The sequence below is a fragment of the Streptomyces sp. NPDC101166 genome, from assembly GCF_044768125.1.
Lineage (GTDB): Bacteria > Actinomycetota > Actinomycetes > Streptomycetales > Streptomycetaceae > Streptomyces.
The window spans coordinates 146,492-164,563 of record NZ_JBIWPF010000005.1 but is presented as its reverse complement, the minus strand read 5'-3'; the positions used below and the strand labels follow the sequence as shown (position 1 = coordinate 164,563).

Below are 18,072 nucleotides of genomic sequence, written 5' to 3'. Positions count from 1 at the left end.
GCTGCGGGTACCCCGTGGAGGGCACCCGCAGCCGCCCTGGTTTTACAGGTACTGTCCGGTGTTGGCCACCGTGTCGATGGAGCGCCCTGTGTCGGAGCCTTGCTTTCCGGTGATGAGGGTGCGGATGTAGACGATCCGTTCGCCCTTCTTTCCGGAGATGCGGGCCCAGTCGTCGGGGTTGGTGGTGTTGGGGAGGTCTTCGTTCTCCTTGAACTCGTCCACGCAGGCCTGGAGGAGGTGGGAGACGCGGAGGCCCTTCTGGTTCTTTTCGAGGAAGTCCTTGATGGCCATTTTCTTGGCGCGGCCGACGATGTTCTCGATCATGGCGCCGGAGTTGAAGTCCTTGAAGTAGAGGACTTCCTTGTCTCCGTTGGCGTAGGTGACTTCCAGGAAGCGGTTTTCCTCGGATTCGGCGTACATGTGTTCCACTGCCGTCTGGATCATGCTGTCGACGGTGGTGGCCTTGCTGCCGCCGTGCTCGCCGAGGTCGTCGGAGTGCAGCGGGAGGCGTTCGGTGAGGTACTTGCCGAAGATGTCCTTGGCGGCCTCGGCGTCCGGGCGCTCGATCTTGATCTTCACGTCGAGCCGGCCGGGGCGCAGGATCGCCGGGTCGATCATGTCCTCGCGGTTGGAGGCGCCGATGACGACGACGTTCTGCAGGCCTTCCACGCCGTCGATCTCGGCGAGGAGCTGCGGGACGATGGTGTTCTCGACGTCGGAGCTGACTCCGGAGCCGCGGGTGCGGAAGAGGGATTCCATCTCGTCGAAGAAGACGATGACGGGGGTGCCCTCGCTGGCCTTTTCGCGGGCTCGCTGGAAGACGAGGCGGATCTGGCGTTCGGTCTCGCCGACGTACTTGTTGAGGAGCTCGGGTCCCTTGATGTTGAGGAAGAAGCTCTTGCCCGCGGCCTGGCCGGTGACCTCGGCGACCTTCTTGGCCAGCGAGTTGGCGACGGCTTTGGCGATGAGCGTCTTGCCGCATCCGGGGGGTCCGTAGAGCAGGACGCCCTTGGGGGGGCGCAGTTCGTGCTCCTTGAACAGGTCGGGGTAGAGGTAGGGCAGCTCGACCGCGTCGCGGATGGCTTCGATCTGGCCGCCGAGTCCGCCGATCTGTTCGTAGCCGATGTCGGGGACTTCTTCGAGGACGAGTTCTTCGACCTCGCTCTTGGGGACGATCTCGTAGACGTAGCCGGAGCGGGGTTCGAGCAGCAGGGCGTCGCCGGGGCGGATGGTGACGTCCAGCAGCGGCTCGGCGAGCCGTACCACCCGTTCCTCGTCGGTGTGCCCGAGCACCAGGGCGCGTTCGCCGTCCTCGAGGATCTCCTTGAGGGTGACGATGTCCCCGACGCGCTCGAACTCCATGGCTTCGACCACGTTGAGCGCTTCGTTGAGCATCAGTTCCTGGCCGCGTCGGAGCTCTTCGAGCTCGACGCCGGGGCTGACGTTCACGCGGAGTTTGCGGCCTCCGGTGAAGATGTCGGCGGTGCCGTCCTCGTTGGCCTGCAGGAAGACTCCGAAGCCGGCCGGCGGCTGGGCGAGCCGGTCGACTTCCTCTTTGAGGGCCACGATCTGGTCGCGGGCCTCGCGGAGGGTGTTGGCGAGTCGCTCGTTCTGAGCGGACACGCCGGCCAGGTTGGTCTGCAGCTCGACGATCCGCTCTTCGAGAATCCTCGTGTGTCGCGGAGAGTCGGCGAGCTTGCGTCGCAGGACGGCGATCTCCTGCTCAAGGTAGGCAATCTGCCCGGCCGGGTCGTCGGACCCTCGTCCCGGGCGGATGCCGCGGTTCATGTCGTCGTCGTGGGCTGCCACGGTCCTCACCTCCTCCAAGGGGAGCTGGACGCTTCCAGACCCTACCTGGGTGGGTGTCGATTGAAACCCCTAGATCACAAAGACTGTCGGGGTGTGTCCGATCTTCACCCTTGCGCTCTCCCTCACGCCAGGGGAATACCCACCGAACATGATTGGAAAGCTGCCAGAGGTAGGGTCGAAGTGTTCAACACCCGTCAGGGCCCGCATGGTTCCCGTGGGGCTCGGTTCTAAACGGCAGGAGATATGGGCGTGCAGCAGGACGCGGTTGTCGGCGGTGAAGCTCTGGAGGTCTGGATCGACCAGGATCTCTGTACCGGTGACGGCATCTGCGCCCAGTACGCGCCGGAGGTGTTCGAGCTGGACATCGACGGACTGGCGTATGTGAAGGGTGCGGGCGAGGAGCTTTTGCAGGCTCCGGGGGCGTCGGCTCCGGTTCCGCTGCCGTTGCTGACGGATGTGGTGGATTCGGCGCGGGAGTGTCCGGGTGAGTGCATCCATGTGCGAAGGGTTTCGGACAGCGTCGAGGTGTACGGCCCTGACGCGGAGTGAGCGCGTGTGCGCGTGGGGTGACGTCGCGGGGCCTGCCTGACGGGCGAGTTGTCGGCGCCGGCCGCTGTGCGGGGTGTCGAGGGCGGCGGGCGGGTGTCAGACGGTGTGGGTGCCCGCGGGTGTGGAGCGGATGAACACGTTGTCCTTCCAGCGCCACTTGGCGTCGGCCTTGACGTCGGGGCAGCAACTGGGCACGTCGGCCGAGGAGTAGCCGAGGTAGGTGGCGAGGACGGCGCCGTCCTGGACGGTGAGGGCCGTGACGGTTCGGCGTTCCTTGGGGTCGAGGAGGGTGGCGACGAGGCGGGGGTGGGGGGTGTCGGCGCCTTGGGTGAGGACGTAGAGGCCGTCGGGCGGGGTGCCCATGGCGGAGTCGCAGTGGACGGCGGCGATGGTCTCCGGCCTGCCGTCGCCGTCGAGGTCTCCGGTGGCTTTCTTGACGACGAGGGGTTTGACGGGGCCGCAGCGGAGGGGGAAGTCGATTCCGGTGGTGGCGGGCGCCGTGGCGGGGCGGGGGTCGGCTGTCTGGGCGGCGGTCGCCGGCCGGGGCCCGAGGACCGAGGAGAGGGCTATGACGGCGGCCAGGGCGGTGGCGGTCGCTGCCCAGTGGACCGGTCGGGCGTGGGTGTGTGCCAGTTCCGGGACGACGGGTTGCTGCACGAGGTGCGTCTCCTGGGCTGTGCCGGGGGGTGGGGTGGCCAGCATCGTGCCACACGTCACAGTGCGGGGGAACGGCGGGGTGCGGGGCGGGGCCGGTGGGGTGTCGGGTGGGGCGGGGTGTCAACGCGGTGACGCCGTGGCCGGGTTCCGCGGTGTTGCGGGGAACTCGGTCACGGCGTCGTGGTGTTGAGGGGGTGCGGTGTCAGCGGCCGTTTCCCGCGTCGGCGTTGGGGCCGGCGTAGTCCTCGCCGTAGGCGCCCTTGGCGGGGCGGCGGCGGCGCATGGGGGGCTCGACGCCGTCGGCGAGGCGGCGCGCGGTGAGCAGGAAGCCGGTGTGGCCGATCATGCGGTGGTCGGGGCGGACGGCGAGGCCTTCGATGTGCCAGTTGCGGATCATCGACTCCCAGGCGGTCGGCTCGTTGAAGCAGCCGATCTCGCGGATGGACTCGACGGTCCGGGCGAGCTGGGTGGTGGTGGCGACGTAGCAGCACAGGATGCCGCCGGGGACGAGGGCCTTGGAGACGGCCTCGAGGCATTCCCAGGGGGCGAGCATGTCGAGGATGACGCGGTCGACGTCGGGGTCGGACAGGTTGTCCTGGAGGTCGCCGACGGTGAGCTGCCAGGCGGGGTGGGGGCCGCCGAAGTAGCGTTCGACGTTCTGCCGGGCGATGTCGGCGAAGTCCTCGCGGCGCTCGTAGCTGTGCAGCATGCCCTCGTCGCCGATGGCCCGCAGGAGGAAGCTGCTGAGGGAGCCTGAGCCGACGCCGGCTTCGACGACGCGTGCGCCGGGGAAGATGTCGGCGAAGGCGAGGATCTGCCCCGCGTCCTTGGGGTAGACGACGGCTGCCCCGCGGGGCATGGACAGGACGTAGTCGGGGAGCAGGGGGCGCAGCGCGAGGTAGGCGACGTTCCCGGTGGTGCGGACCACGCTGCCCTCGGGTGCGCCGATCAGTTCGTCGTGCGGGAAGGAACCCTTGTGGGTATGGAAGTTCTTCCCGGCTTCGAGCGTGAACGTGTAGTGGCGGCCCTTGGGGTCGGTCAGCTGAACCTGGTCCCCGACCTTGAAGGGCCCGCGCCTGCGGGCGGCACCGGTCGGTTCGGACATGTGACCAGACTACCGGCGTTTGCGGGGGTCGCCGACCACGGTGGGGTGGGGGCTGGTGTGCGGGGGTCGTCCGGTGAGGTGGTGCGGCCGGGGTGAGGGGTGCCTCATCGAATTTGCTTGCGGGCATCGGCCGATTCGGCTTTACCTGTTCCCTTGTGCCTCATAGCCTTGTGGATCAGGTCACATGGCGGGTGGGACATGGACCGCGAGGGCGGGACGCGATGCGGGTCCGTGCTTGGGGTTTCCTTGTGGGTTCCGCTCGTGTGGCCCGTTGTCGATCTCTCTCATCTGGGAATGGCGGTCATCGATGTCCGAGGCCAAGAACGGTAAGCCCGAGGCGAGCACGGAGGGCTCCGACTACACGAAGCGGCTCGCCCGGCTGGAAACCTCGGGGATCAAGCGGTTCCTGCCGACGCAGGCGCCCTATCGGTGGAACCTGAAGCGGCTTCGGCTGGGGCGGGTTCTCGACGTGGGCTGTGGCCTGGGGCGGAACCTGTTGAACTGCGGGCCGGACAGTGTGGGTGTGGACCACAACGAGCATTCGGTGGCGACGTGTCGTGAGCGTGGGCTGACGGCGTATGTGCCGGAGGATCTGGCGAAGGCGCCGGACTGCCAGCCGGGCTCGTTCGACAGTCTGTTGTGCGCGCATGTCCTGGAGCACATGGACGAGGCCCTGGGGGCGGATGTGCTGGCGCAGTATCTGCCGCTGGTGAAGCCGGGGGGCCGGGTGGTGCTGATCACTCCGCAGGAGGCCGGTTACAAGACCGACGCGACGCACGTCCGTTTCGTGGGCTTCGAGGAGTTGCGCCGGCATGCGGACAAGGCGGGTCTGACGGTGGCGCGGGCGTTCTCCTTCCCGTTCCCGCGCTCGGTGGGGAAGGTGTTCCCGTACAACGAGTTCGTCCTTGTGGGGACGAAGGCCGGCTGAGGCGGGCCGGGGCGGTTCCGGTCCTGAGGGCCGGAACCGCCGGGGGCGTCAGCTGGGGCGGGCCATCGCCTTGACGAAGGCGCGTTCGACGTCGGCCGCGGACAGGACGCCGTAGATCGCGCCGCTCTCCTCCACGACGAGGTATTCGGTGGCGGGTGTCGCGCGCAGGGCTTCCAGGAGGTCTTCTCCGGCGAGTTCGGCGGAGACGCGCATGCCGTCGGTGAGGTCCTGGGCGAGGCCGCTGACGGCGACCCAGGGGCGGCGGTGTTCGGGTACGCCGACGATGGCGGCCTCGCGGACCAGGGAGAGCGGTTCGCCGTCGGCGTCGACGACGACCAGGGCGCGGGCGCCGGCGTCGTTGGCGCGGCGCAGTGCCTCGGAGAGCGGGGTGGCGGATTCGACGGGGACGGCGCGCCGGGTGAGGTTGCGGGCGCGCAGTTCGGGGAGGTGTTCGCGCAGTCGGGCCATGCGCAGGCTGTTGCCGGCGCCGGTCCAGATGATCGCGGCGAGGATGGCGGCGAGCAGGGCGTCCATGACGGTGTCCATGCCGACGCTGTCCTCGGCGGCGTCTCCGAGGGCTCCGGACTGCGTGAGCAGGGGCAGTCCGATGAGGACGGAGACGGCGAGGGCGCGGCCGACCCAGGCGGCGGCGATGGTGCCGGCCATGGGTTTGCCGGTGATCTTCCAGACGACGGCGCGGAGCATGCGGCCGCCGTCGAGGGGGAGGCCGGGCAGGAGGTTGAAGATCGCCACGATGAGGTTGGAGATCATCAGGCCGGCCAGGAGGACGCCGGGGACGGTGCCGGGCTCGACGGGTTGCATGGCGAGGTAGAAGACGCCGGCGAGGACGAGGGAGAGCAGGGGGCCGACGAAGGCGAGCCAGAACTCGCGGCCGGGGGTCTCGGCTTCTTTCTCGATCTCGGAGACGCCGCCGAAGAACTGGAGCTGGATGCGGCGGACGGGGAGTTTGAAGCGGAGTGCGGCGACGGTGTGGGCGAGTTCGTGGATGAGGACGGACGCGTAGAAGGCGACGGCGAAGAAGAGGGAGACGAGGTAGCGGGCGGCGCCGAGTTCGGGCAGCACGCGGTCGAGCTGGCCGCCGAAGACCCAGGTGATGAGGGCGGCGACGAGGAACCAGCTGGGGGCTACGTAGACGGGCACGCCGAAAGGGCGGCCCATGAGCAGTCCGCCGCGGGGTTCGGGGGCCCGTGGGGGGCGTCCTTTGCCGTCGGGGGCTTCTCCGAGGGCGGGGCCCGGTGCTGCGCCGCCCGGGGTGTGGGCGTGGGGGCGTTCGGGGTGGAGGTCGCCGTGGGAGCGGGCGGGAGTGTCGGCGGGTCGCGAGGCGTCCGCCGGTGCGGGGGCGTCTTCGCGTGCGGGGGTTTCGTCGGGTGCCCGGGCGTCGTCGCGCGCCGGGGTGTGGGTGTCCGGTGGGGGCGGGCCCTCGGTCGGTGTCGTGGGGGGCTTGGCCGGCTGTTCGCTGTCCGGCCGCGGCTGCCCGTTCCCGCCGCTTTCCACCACGGTGTCCCCTCGTTCGAAGCGTCTTCCGTCCTGCGGGGCGGAAGGGTCTCGGGATCGATGGTATGCGGCCGTGGTGGCGTGTTTCGCCCCGGCACCCCTGTGTTTTCACTGCCGTCGCGGACGGAGTGGGTGACTGTCAGTGGCGGGCCGTATGGTCTGGGGCATGGAGAGCAGCAGCGAGCGGGTGGCCGGGGCGGTCGGGGGCGGTGTGGTGGAGTCGCAGGCGCAGGTGGAGTCGGAGGCGGGCGTGGGGTCTCGGGCGGCTGAGAAGGCGGTGGTCGCCGTGGCGCCCGCTTCGCTGTCGCCGTCGCGGGCCGGTGATTTCATGCAGTGTCCGCTGCTGTACCGGTTCCGGGTGATCGACCGGCTGCCGGAGAAGCCGAGCGCGGCGGCGACGAAGGGGACGTTGGTGCACGCGGTGCTGGAGCGGCTGTTCGACGCTCCGGCGGTGGAACGGACGGCGCCGCGGGCCAAGTCGCTGATCCCGGGTCAGTGGGACCGGTTGCGTGAGTCGCGGCCGGAGCTGGTGGAGCTGTTCGCGGACGATCCGGAGGGCGAGCGGCTGGCCGGGTGGCTGGCGGAGGCGGAGGGGCTGGTCGAGCGGTGGTTCACGCTGGAGGATCCGACCCGGCTCGAGCCCGCCGAGCGGGAGCTGTTCGTGGAGGCGGAGCTGGAGTCGGGGCTGACGCTGCGCGGGATCATCGACCGGGTGGATGTGGCGCCCACGGGTGAGGTGCGGATCGTCGACTACAAGACGGGCAAGGCGCCGCGGCCGGAGTACGCGGAGGGCGCGCTGTTCCAGATGAAGTTCTACGCGCTGGTGGTGTGGCGGCTGAAGGGGGTCGTCCCGCGCCGGCTTCAGCTGGTGTATCTGGGCAGCGGTGACGTGGTGACGTACGACCCGCTCGTGGCCGATCTGGAGCGGGTGGAGCGCAAGCTGCTGGCGTTGTGGGAGGCGATCCGCCGGGCCACGGAGACGGGTGAGTGGCGGCCGCGGCCGACGAAGCTGTGCGGTTGGTGTGATCACCGGGCGCACTGTCCGGAGTTCGGTGGGACTCCCCCGCCGTATCCGCTGCCGGTGAGGGCGGTCGGGTCGGCGGCGGACGCTCAGGGCAGAATGGGGCCGGACTAACTAAGGAGACTTACGTGGCCATCCGCGTCCTACTGGTCGACGACCAGCCTCTGCTGCGTACCGGCTTCCGGATGATTCTGGAGGCGGAGCAGGATCTCGCGGTGGTCGGTGAGGCCGGTGACGGTTTGCAGGCCCTCGACCAGGTGCGGGCGCTGCAGCCCGATGTGGTTCTGATGGACATCCGTATGCCCCGGATGGATGGTGTGGAGGCGACGCGGCAGATCACCGGGCCGGGTCGGGACGGTCCGGCGAAGGTGCTGGTGCTGACGACGTTCGACCTCGACGAGTATGTGGTGGAGGCGCTGCGGGCGGGGGCGAGCGGGTTTCTGCTGAAGGACGCGCCCGCCACCGAGCTGGTGCAGGCGATCCGGGTGGTGGCCGACGGTGAGGCGATGCTGGCGCCGAGCATCACGCGCAGGCTGCTGGACAAGTACGCCACGCATCTGCCGTCGGGTGAGGAGCCGGTGCCGGACACGCTGCACACGCTGACCGACCGTGAGGTGGAGGTGCTGAAGCTGGTGGCGCGGGGGTTGTCGAACGCGGAGATCGCCGCGGATCTGTTCGTCAGTGAGACGACGGTGAAGACGCATGTCGGCCATGTGCTGACGAAGCTGGGGCTGCGGGACCGGGTGCAGGCTGCGGTGTACGCCTACGAGAGCGGGCTGGTGCGTCCCGGCGCGCAGTAGGCCTGGTGGGAGCCGTGCGGCGGGCTCGAGAGGTGCGGTACGGCGAAAGGGCGCCCCCTGGAGGGGCGCCCTTCGTGGTGGTGCGGCGGCCGGGTCAGCCCTTGTGGAGTTCCCAGAAGCGGAAGACCGTGGAGGCGTCGAGGCAGTTCTCCAGGCCGTAGACGTTCTCGTGGACGACGGCGTACTGCTTGGCCTGCCAGACGGGCAGGACGGGCATCTGCCGGGCGACGATGTCCTGGAGTTCGGCGAAGTCGGTCTCGGTGGAGGAGCGGGTGCTCTGGGCGGCGGTGCGCGGGATGAGCTTCCCGGTGATGGTGTCGTTGGCGTAGTTGTTGTTCAGGACGTTGCCCTCGCCGAAGAAGGGGGCGGTGAAGTTGTCGGCGTCGGGGTAGTCGGGGACCCAGCCCTTGACGTAGACGCCGTACTTGCCGGCGGCGATGTCCTTCTCGTACTGGTCGTAGGCGACGGATTTGACGTCGGCGGTGAACAGGCCGCTGGCGTTGAGCTGGGCGGCGATGGCCTTGAGTTCCGCGTCGGTGGCCGGGCCGTAGCGGGAGGGGGTGGACCACAGGGTGAGTTTCACCTTGTCGGTGATGCCGTCCTCCTTGAGCGCGGCGGCTGCCTTGGCCTTGGAGGGGCGGGCGCCGTAGCGGTCGAAGAAGGCGGTGTTGTGGCCGCCGATGCCGGCCGGGATGATCGAGTACAGGGGCGTGGCGGTGCCTCGGTAGACGTTCTCGATCAGGGCTTCGCGGTCGATGAGGTGGGCGATGGCCTGGCGGACGCCGAGCTTTCCGGCGACCGGGTCGTCCATGTTGAAGACGAGGTGCTGGACTTCGGCGCTGGTGCCTTCGACGACTTCGACGCCCGTGCTGTCCGTGCTCTGTTCGACTTCGGAGATGTCGGCGGCGGTGAGGCCGCGGTAGGCGATGTCGATCTCGTCGGCGAGGAGGGCCTTCTTCAGGGCGCCCTGGTCGCCCTTGAAGAACTTGAGGGTGACGCCGGAGTTCTGCACGTCGGCGGTGCCCTCGTAGTTGTCGTTGACGGAGAACACGGCCTCGTCGTCCTTGAAGGACTCCAGCTTGTAGGGGCCGGAGCCGACGGCTTCGCCGTCCTCGCGGAGTTTGTCCGCGTCGTAGGAGCGGTGGTCGACGATGGAGCCGGCACCCGAGGCGATCTTGCTGGGGAAGGTGGCGTCGGGGACCTTCAGCTTGAAGACGACGGTGGTCTCGTCCGGCGTCTCGACCTGGTCGAGCATGGGGAACATGATGGCCGGGCCGGCGTCGTCGTTGATCTTCAGCATGCGCTCGAAGGAGAACTTGACGTCCTCGGACGTGAGCGCGTCACCGTTGCTGAACTTCAGGTTGTCCTTCAGCGTGCACTTGTAGACCGTGGTCCGGGTGTCGGTGAAGGAGCATTCCTTGGCGGCGTCGGGCTCGGGCTCGGTGCCTCCCTTGGGGAAGCTCAGCAGCGACTGGAAGACGTTGTTGAACAACAGCCATGAGCCCGGGTCGTATCCGGAGGCGGGGTCCGTGGCGAGGACCTCGTCGGACATTCCCATGACCACGGAGGAGCCGTCGCCGCCGGAGCCGCCGTCCTGCGAGCCGCATCCGGTCAGCAGTCCGGAGGCCAGCCCCGCCATGATGGGCAGGAGCGGCCACTGGTTGCGCATGTTCACGTAGGTGTGCCTTGTCGTCGTTCTCGTGTCCCGGGGCCATGGCCGCCGCAGGTCCCGGCCCCGGGGACGTCGAGGAGAGGTGCGTCAGCCGCTCACGCCGCGGGAGAGCTCCCACAGCTGGAGGGTTGCGGAGGAGTTGAGCACGTAGGCCGTGCCCGTGATGTCGTCGCTGGATGCGACGTACTGCTTGCCCTGCCACAGGGGGATGACGGGGACGTCTCGGGCGACGATGTCCTGAATCTTCGTCAGGCTCTTCGCCGCGGTGAGCCGGTCGGCCACCCGGCGGGACCGCGGGATGAGGTCGTCGATGATGTCGCCGTTGTTGTAGGGCGACTTGAGGAAGTTGTCCTTGTCCAGGAACGGGGCGAGGAAGTTGTCGGCGTCGGGGAAGTCGGGGAACCATCCCATGCCGTAGACGTCGTACTGGCCCTTGCGTTCGGCGGGGACGAACGTCTCCCAGGGCGTGCCCTTGATGGTGACGTCGAACAGGCCGCTGGCGTTGAGCTGCTTCTGCAGCTGCTCGAACTCCTGCTTGGTGGCGGCGCCGTAGTGGTCGGTGGTGTAGTTCAGGGTCAGCTTCACGGGGGTGCTGACGTCGGCTTCCTTCAGGAGCGCCTTGGCCTTGGCGGGATCGGGGTCGCCGTAGGTGTTGAAGAACGAGTTGGAGTGGCCGGTGATCGAGGCCGGGACCAGCGAGTAGAGCGGTTCGGCCTGGGTGCCGTACACCGCGGAGACGAGTTCGCTGCGGTCGATCACCTGGGCCATGGCCTGGCGGACGGCCTTGGTCTTGACCGTGGGCGCGTTGGTGTTGAAGGCGAGGTAGCGGATCTCCAGGCCGGCGAGTTCGACGAGGGATTCCTTGTTGCCGCCGGCGGCGTCGGAGAGCTTCTTGATCTGCTCCGGCGTCATGGTGCGGGTCATGACGTCGATGTCGCCCTTGTCGAGGGCGGCGCCCATGGCGTCGGCGTCCTTGAAGGAGACCATGTCGACCTTCTCGTTCTTCACGTCGAGGACCCCCTTGTAGTCGGGGTTCTTGGTGAAGACGGCCTTGGTGACGGCGTCGCCGTCGGTCTCGGTCTTCAGGGTGTAGGGCCCGGAGCCGTCGATCGCGAAGCCGTCGCGGAGCTTGCCCTTGTCGTAGTCGGCGGGGTTGACGATGCCGGCGACGGGGGTGGACAGCTTGAACGGGAAGGTGGCGTCGGCGGTCTTGAGGTGGAAGATGACCTCGTTGTCGCCCTGCGTCTCGACGGTGTCGATGGTGGACAGCAGGGCGAAGACGCCGGAGTCGGCCTTGATGGCGCGGGCGCGGTCGATGGAGAACTTGACGTCCTCGGCGGTGACGGCGTCGCCGTTGGAGAACTTCAGGCCGTCGCGGAGCTTGCAGGCGTAGCGTTCGTTGCCGCTGTCGGTGAAGCCGCAGCTCTGGGCGGCCTCCGGGACGGGGTCGCCGTCGCCCTTGGGCTGGATCATCAGGGTCTGCACGGTCTGGCGCAGGACGTTCCAGGTGCCGACGTCGTAGGAGTAGGCGGGGTCGAACGGCGCGGGGGCGTCCTTGGTGGCGGTGAACCGGTCCGTGGTGCCGACGACGATGGCGCCGTCGTCGCCGCCGCTGCCGCTGTCGGACCCGCCGCACGCGGCGAGCGCGGGCGCGAGCAGACCGACGACGGCCGGCAGCACCAAAGTCTTGCGGTTCATGCTCGAGTTTCTCCAGAGCTCTCAAGTCCGTGTACCCGGCATGCAGGGGTGTCGCGGCGGGTCACGGGGGTAAGTGCGTTGTTCTCGCGTCGAGGTTAGTCCGGGTCGGCACGGCGGTTCGCGGGCACCGGAGTTGAAAGCCCATCACGCTGCGAAACCGGGTGCGGACGGACCGAAAACCCGAGCGGGGAATGTTTCGTGCAGCGTCTGACCAATCGGGACACATGGGCGCGTGGGGACCCCCTGTGCGGGGGCGGGCAGCACACGGCGGCGCTGGTGTCGACCCCGTCCCGCGTGGGGAACGTCACAGGTTCCGGGGGGTGCGCCGGAAGCGGAATTCAGCCGTCGGTGATGGTTCGAATTCACCGTGCGCACGCTGCCGAATTTCCGTTGTCGCCGCTGCTTCACGCTGGGTGAACGTTCGCTCTTTTTCCGTCGCCGGCGCGCCGCCGGTGATCTTCAGACGGTGATGAGGCCGCGCAGGAATGTCAGGTCGACGTGTTCGAGTGAGGGCACGACGGTGCGGCGGGCGGCGGGCGGGATGGGCGCCACGGAGGGGACGGCGACGACGTGACAGCCGGCGGCCTCGGCGGCGGCGACGCCGGTGGCGGTGTCCTCGACGACGGCGCAGCGGGCGGGGTCGGCGCCGAGGCCGGCGGCGGCGAACAGGTAGGGGTCGGGGTGCGGCTTGGTGCGTGCGACTTCGTCGCCGGCGACGGTGAGGGCGAAGTGCTGCGGGCCGAGGAAGGTGAGGACGCGGTCGATGATGCGCCGGTGCGAGGCGGAGACGAGGGCGGTGGGGACCTCGTGTTCGGCGAGTTCGGCGAGGAGGCGGGCGGCTCCGGGCATCAGGGGCAGGGTGCGGGTGATGCGGTCCTCGAAGCCCTCGTTGAGCAGGACGGCGAGTTCGGGGAGGGTGATGTCCGCTCCGGTCGCCTCGATGAGGAAGCCGGCGCTGCGGCTCATGGGGCCGCCGACGACGACGTGGCGCCAGGAGTCGTCGAGGGTGTGTCCGAGGCCGGCGAAGACCTCGACCTCGACGTCCCACCAGAAGCCCTCGGTGTCGACCAGGGTGCCGTCCATGTCGAGGAGCACGGCCTGCAGGGCAGAGCCTTCGGCCGTCCGTGTGCCGAGCGCGGGAACCGTACTGGTCATCCACGTACCTCCTGGAGGGACGAGCAGGCCGGCTGCCCTTTTCTCGCGAAGAGGCAACCGGCCTGCAGGGGATCGACCAGTGTACGACTTATCCGATCAGTGTGCTGGGTGTGGCGCGCCACGTCGTGTGACGCGGTCGCCGGGCGCACACGGTGCGGGGGTCGTCACCGTGCGTTGAAGTACTTGGCCTCCGGGTGGTGGATGACGATGGCGTCGGTGGACTGCTCGGGGTGGAGCTGGAACTCCTCCGAGAGGTGGACGCCGATCCGCTCGGGCTGGAGGAGTTCGGCGATCTTGGCGCGGTCCTCCAGGTCGGGGCAGGCGCCGTAGCCGAGGGAGAAGCGGGCGCCTCGGTACTTCAGCGCGAACATCTCCTCGATGTCGGCCGGGTCCTCGCCGGCGAAGCCGAGTTCCGAACGTACGCGTGCGTGCCAGTACTCGGCGAGTGCCTCGGCCAACTGCACGGACAGGCCGTGGAGTTCGAGGTAGTCGCGGTAGGAGTCGGAGGCGAAGAGCTTGGCGGTCTCCTCGCCGATGCGGGAGCCGACGGTGACGACCTGGAGGCCGACGACGTCGGTCTCGCCGGATTCCTGGGGGCGGAAGAAGTCCGCGAGGCACAGGCGGCGGCCGCGGCGCTGGCGGGGGAAGGTGAAGCGGGTGCGTTCGTTGCCGTGCTCGTCCAGGAGGATGAGGTCGTCGTCCTTGGACACGCAGGGGAAGTAGCCGTAGACGACGGCAGCTTCGAGGAGGTTCTCGGTCTGGAGCCGGTCGAGGAGGCCGCGCAGGCGGGGCCGGCCCTCGGTCTCGACGAGTTCCTCGTAGGTGGGGCCGTCGCCGGTGCGGGCCTGCTTCAGGCCCCACTGGCCCTTGAACAGGGCGCCTTCGTCCAGCCAGGAGGCGTACTCCTTGAGCTGGATGCCCTTGATGACGCGGGTGCCCCAGAACGGCGGTTCGGGGACCGGGTTGTCGACGGCGACGTCGGAGCGGACGTGGCCTTCCTCGGGGCGTTCCTCGACTTCGGCGGCGGCGGTGGCGCGGACCCGGCGCTGCTTGAGTTCGGGCAGCTTGACGCCGGGGACGCCGCGTTTGACGCCGATGAGGGCGTCCATCAGGCGCAGGCCCTCGAAGGCGTCGCGGGCGTAGCGGACTTCGCCTTCGTAGACCTCGTGGAGGTCCTGTTCGACGTAGGCGCGGGTGAGGGCGGCGCCGCCGAGGATGACGGGGTAGTCGGCGGCCAGGCCGCGCTGGTTGAGCTCCTCCAGGTTCTCCTTCATGATCACCGTGGATTTGACCAGGAGCCCGGACATGCCGATGACGTCGGCGCGGTGTTCCTCGGCGGCTTCGAGGATCGCGGAGACCGGCTGCTTGATGCCGAGGTTGACGACGTTGTAGCCGTTGTTGGACAGGATGATGTCGACGAGGTTCTTGCCGATGTCGTGGACGTCGCCGCGCACGGTGGCCAGGACGATGGTGCCCTTGCCCTCGGCGTCCGACTTCTCCATGTGCGGTTCGAGATGGGCGACCGCGGTCTTCATGACCTCGGCGGACTGCAGGACGAACGGCAGCTGCATCTGGCCGGAGCCGAAGAGCTCGCCGACGACCTTCATGCCGTCCAGGAGGGTCTCGTTGACGATGTCGAGGGCGGGGCGCTCGGCCAGCGCGAGGTCGAGGTCGGCTTCCAGGCCGTTGCGCTCGCCGTCGATGATGCGGCGCTTGAGGCGCTCGTCCAGCGGGAGGGCGGCCAGTTCCTCGGCCTTGCCGGCCTTGAGGGACTTGGCGGTGGCGCCCTCGAAGAGCTGCATGAGCTTCTGGAGGGGGTCGTAGCCCTCGCTGCGGCGGTCGTGGATGAGGTCGAGGGCGGTGGCGACCTCTTCCTCGGCGAACCGGGCGATCGGGAGGATCTTCGAGGCGTGGACGATGGCGGAGTCCAGGCCGGCCTTGACGCACTCGTCGAGGAAGACGGAGTTGAGCAGGATGCGCGCGGCCGGGTTGAGGCCGAAGGAGATGTTCGACAGCCCGAGGGTGGTCTGCACGTCGGGGTGGCGGCGCTTGAGTTCGCGGATCGCCTCGATGGTGGCGATGCCGTCCTTGCGGGACTCCTCCTGGCCGGTGCAGATGGTGAAGGTCAGGGTGTCGATGAGGATGTCGTCCTCGCGGATTCCCCAGTTGCCGGTGAGGTCGTCGATGAGCCGTTCGGCGATCTCGACCTTCTTCTCCGGGGTGCGGGCCTGGCCTTCCTCGTCGATGGTGAGGGCGATGAGCGCGGCGCCGTGCTCGCGGGCGAGGCGGGTGACCTTGGCGAAGCGGGATTCGGGGCCGTCGCCGTCCTCGTAGTTGACGGAGTTGATGACGGCGCGGCCGCCGAGCTTCTCCAGGCCCGCCTGGATGACGTCGACCTCGGTGGAGTCGAGCACGATCGGCAGGGTGGAGGCGGTGGCGAGGCGGCCGGCGAGTTCCTCCATGTCGGCGACGCCGTCGCGGCCGACGTAGTCCACGCACAGGTCGAGCATGTGCGCGCCCTCGCGGATCTGTTCGCGGGCGATCTCCACGCAGTCGTCCCAGCGGGCCTCCAGCATCGCCTCGCGGAACTTCTTGGAGCCGTTGGCGTTGGTCCGCTCGCCGATGGCGAGGTAGGAGGTGTCCTGGCGGAAGGGGACGCTCTGGTAGAGGGAGGCGGCGCCCGGCTCGGGGCGCGGGCTGCGCTCGGCGGGGGTGAGGCCGCGGACGCGTTCGACGACCTGGCGCAGGTGCTCGGGGGTGGTGCCGCAGCAGCCGCCGACCAGGGAGAGGCCGTAGTCGCGGACGAAGTTCTCCTGGGCGTCGGCGAGTTCCGGCGCGGTCAGGGGGTAGCTGGCGCCGTCCTTGCCGAGCACGGGCAGGCCGGCGTTGGGCATACAGGCCAGCGGGATGCGGGCGTTGCGGGCGAGGTAGCGCAGGTGCTCGCTCATCTCGGCGGGGCCGGTGGCGCAGTTCATGCCGATCATGTCGATGCCGAGCGGCTCCAGGGCCGTCAGGGCGGCGCCGATCTCGGAGCCGAGCAGCATGGTGCCGGTGGTCTCGACGGTGACGGAGACGATGAGCGGCAGGTCCAGGCCGGAGAGCTCGCGGGCGCGGTGGGCGCCGAGGACGGCCGCCTTGGTCTGGAGGAGGTCCTGGGTGGTCTCGACGATGAGCGCGTCGGCTCCGCCGGCGATGAGGCCTTCGGCGTTCTGCTGGAAGGCGTCGCGCAGGGTGGTGTAGGCGACGTGGCCGAGGGTGGGCAGTTTGGTGCCGGGGCCGATGGAGCCGAGGACCCAGCGGGTGCGGCCGTCGCGGGCGGCGTACTCGTCGGCGGTCTCGCGGGCGATGCGGGCGCCGGCCTCGGACAGTTCGTGGACGCGCTCGGGGATGTCGTACTCGGCCATGGCCGCGTAGTTGGCGCCGAAGGTGTTGGTCTCGACGCAGTCGACGCCGGCGTCGTAGTACTCGGCGTGGACGGAGCGGACGATGTCCGGGCGGGTGACGTTGAGGATCTCGTTGCAGCCCTCGAGATGCTGGAAGTCCTCGAGGGTGGGCTCCTGGGCCTGGAGCATGGTGCCCATGGCTCCGTCGGCGACCACCACCCGGGTGGCGAGGGCCTCTCGGAGCGCGGACACGCGGGTCCGGCTGTCGGCGGAAGGGGTCGGCGGCACTGAGGCCATGTAAGGGCTCCCTCGGATGCGACGGCTGTCGGCTTCTTCGGCGCCGACTCCGCGGTCGCTCCCGGGAGCCGCCCGGGAGGGGCGGCGCACGGATCTTCCGTGGAGGGCGCTCGCCGCCAGCGTAGCCGGGTCGGCGGGCTTATGGTCATGGCGTCCACGGGACGGACCCCGGCGGCGTGCGGTTCACCCGTAAGGGCCGATTGCTGCAACACCTTCCGGCCGACTATTAGCGGGAGGTCGACATGGACCGGTAGTGTTCGACATTGCCGAACGACGGCGGTGGTTGCCGCGCGTGTGCGGTCGAGGGGACGGAGGCAGGACGGCGATGGCACGGAACATCCAGTCGCTCGAACGGGCGGCCGCGATGCTGCGGCTCCTCGCGGGCGGCGAGCGGCGGCTCGGCCTGTCGGACATCGCCTCGTCGCTGGGTCTGGCCAAGGGGACCGCCCACGGCATCCTGCGCACCCTCCAGCAGGAGGGGTTCGTCGAGCAGGACGAGGCCTCGGGGCGCTACCAACTGGGCGCGGAACTGCTGCGCCTGGGCACCACCTACCTCGATGTGCACGAGCTGCGGGCGCGTGCTCTGGTGTGGACGGACGACCTGGCGCGCTCCAGCGGGGAGAGCGTCCATCTGGGAGTGCTGCACCAGCAGGGCGTGCTGGTGGTGCACCACGTCTTCCGGCCCGACGACAGCCGGCAGGTGCTGGAGATCGGGGCCATGCAGCCGCTGCACTCCACCGCGCTGGGCAAGGTGCTGTCGGCGTACGACCCGGTCGCGCACAGCGAGGCGCTGGAGGCCGACCGCAAGCCCTTCACGGACCGCACGGTGTGCGAGCCGGAGGACTTCGAGCAGCTTCTGGACCTCACGCGCGCGCGTGGTTACGCGGCCGACGTGGAGGAGACCTGGGAGGGCGTGGCCTCGATCGCCGCGCCCGTGCACGACCGGCGGCGCATGCCGGTGGGGGCGGTCGGGATCACGGGGGCGGTGGAGCGGCTGTGCCGGGAGGGCGAGCTGCGTCCGGAGCTGATCGCGGCGGTGCGGGACTGCGCCCGCGCGGTGTCACGGGATCTGGGCGCGGCGCGGTTCTGAGGGGACGTGGGCGCGGCGCGGCTCTGTGAGCCCTGAGCGCGGCGCGGTTCTGGGGGAACGTCGGCGCGGCGCTGCTCTGTGAGCCCTGAGCGCGGCGCGGTTCTGAGAAGTGAGTGAGAGCGGGCCGGGGCGCCGTACGGCGTTCCGGCCTTCGCCATACCCTGAAAGGGACATTCGGGGCAGGTTCGATCATCGGTGTGACGATCGGAACCGATCAATAACGATCCTGCATTCGACAACACAGCTCTTGACGTGCACGGAACGCCGGAGAAAGACTCCCGTCCATCGGTCGGCATTGTCGAACACCTACCGGCAATACGCGCTAGAGTGTGGCAACGCCATGGGCCGGCATCGCTCTCACCCCCGAGGGCGGCTCGAACCCCCGGAGGGACC

General features: G+C 69.2%; 13 protein-coding genes. 5 read left to right on the top strand and 8 right to left on the bottom strand.

Annotation, left to right across the window (positions count from 1 at the left end):
• Positions 1-42: 42 nt before the first annotated feature.
• The gene (gene arc / locus ACIRS4_RS11635; RefSeq protein ID WP_130444220.1) at positions 43-1,809 is read right to left on the bottom strand and encodes a proteasome ATPase; all 1,767 of its coding nucleotides are present in this window, start codon (positions 1,807-1,809) and stop codon (positions 43-45) included.
• A 243-nt stretch (positions 1,810-2,052) separates the two neighbouring features.
• Between arc and ACIRS4_RS11630 the strand changes: the two genes are divergently transcribed.
• Positions 2,053-2,358, top strand: coding sequence for a ferredoxin (locus ACIRS4_RS11630; protein WP_130444216.1), 306 nt, complete (start codon positions 2,053-2,055; stop codon positions 2,356-2,358).
• A gap of 96 nt (positions 2,359-2,454) precedes the next feature.
• Here ACIRS4_RS11630 and ACIRS4_RS11625 read toward each other — a convergent pair whose 3' ends face one another.
• Positions 2,455-3,015: a hypothetical protein gene (locus ACIRS4_RS11625; protein WP_404193482.1), complete on the bottom strand. Its 561-nt coding sequence runs from the start codon at positions 3,013-3,015 to the stop codon at positions 2,455-2,457.
• Between the two features lie 202 nt (positions 3,016-3,217).
• Positions 3,218-4,120, bottom strand: a complete 903-nt coding sequence (locus tag ACIRS4_RS11620) for a tRNA (adenine-N1)-methyltransferase (protein ID WP_130444212.1) — start codon at positions 4,118-4,120, stop codon at positions 3,218-3,220.
• A 307-nt stretch (positions 4,121-4,427) separates the two neighbouring features.
• Here ACIRS4_RS11620 and ACIRS4_RS11615 point away from each other — a divergent pair, with 307 nt between their 5' ends.
• Complete coding sequence (locus tag ACIRS4_RS11615) at positions 4,428-5,048, top strand: class I SAM-dependent methyltransferase (RefSeq protein WP_404193480.1); 621 nt, start codon at positions 4,428-4,430, stop codon at positions 5,046-5,048.
• A 48-nt stretch (positions 5,049-5,096) separates the two neighbouring features.
• Here the strand turns inward: ACIRS4_RS11615 and ACIRS4_RS11610 are convergent, their stop codons facing one another.
• A complete protein-coding gene (locus tag ACIRS4_RS11610; protein WP_404193477.1) occupies positions 5,097-6,566 on the bottom strand; it encodes a site-2 protease family protein in 1,470 nt (489 codons plus the stop codon).
• A 163-nt stretch (positions 6,567-6,729) separates the two neighbouring features.
• On the opposite strand from ACIRS4_RS11610, the gene ACIRS4_RS11605 reads away from it, so the two are divergent.
• Entirely contained in the window at positions 6,730-7,698 is a 969-nt protein-coding gene (locus ACIRS4_RS11605; protein WP_404193475.1) for a RecB family exonuclease, read from the top strand.
• Between the two features lie 14 nt (positions 7,699-7,712).
• Positions 7,713-8,384, top strand: a complete 672-nt coding sequence (locus ACIRS4_RS11600; RefSeq protein WP_404193472.1) for a response regulator — start codon at positions 7,713-7,715, stop codon at positions 8,382-8,384.
• 94 nt (positions 8,385-8,478) lie between these two features.
• On the opposite strand, the gene ACIRS4_RS11595 is transcribed toward ACIRS4_RS11600, so the two are convergent.
• The 4 genes from ACIRS4_RS11595 to metH all read right to left on the bottom strand — a co-directional run bounded on the left by ACIRS4_RS11595 (position 8,479) and on the right by metH (position 16,589).
• On the bottom strand, positions 8,479-10,059 hold the full coding sequence (locus ACIRS4_RS11595; RefSeq protein WP_404193470.1) for an ABC transporter substrate-binding protein: 1,581 nt from the start codon (positions 10,057-10,059) through the stop codon (positions 8,479-8,481).
• Positions 10,060-10,143: 84 nt separating this feature from the next.
• The gene (locus ACIRS4_RS11590; protein WP_404193467.1) at positions 10,144-11,754 is read right to left on the bottom strand and encodes an ABC transporter substrate-binding protein; all 1,611 of its coding nucleotides are present in this window, start codon (positions 11,752-11,754) and stop codon (positions 10,144-10,146) included.
• A 459-nt stretch (positions 11,755-12,213) separates the two neighbouring features.
• A complete protein-coding gene (locus tag ACIRS4_RS11585) occupies positions 12,214-12,909 on the bottom strand; it encodes an HAD family hydrolase (protein WP_404193464.1) in 696 nt (231 codons plus the stop codon).
• A 164-nt stretch (positions 12,910-13,073) separates the two neighbouring features.
• Entirely contained in the window at positions 13,074-16,589 is a 3,516-nt protein-coding gene (metH, locus tag ACIRS4_RS11580) for a methionine synthase (RefSeq protein ID WP_404193461.1), read from the bottom strand.
• A gap of 325 nt (positions 16,590-16,914) precedes the next feature.
• On the opposite strand from metH, the gene ACIRS4_RS11575 reads away from it, so the two are divergent.
• On the top strand, positions 16,915-17,679 hold the full coding sequence (locus ACIRS4_RS11575) for an IclR family transcriptional regulator (RefSeq protein WP_404193459.1): 765 nt from the start codon (positions 16,915-16,917) through the stop codon (positions 17,677-17,679).
• The last annotated feature ends 393 nt before the right edge of the window (positions 17,680-18,072 follow it).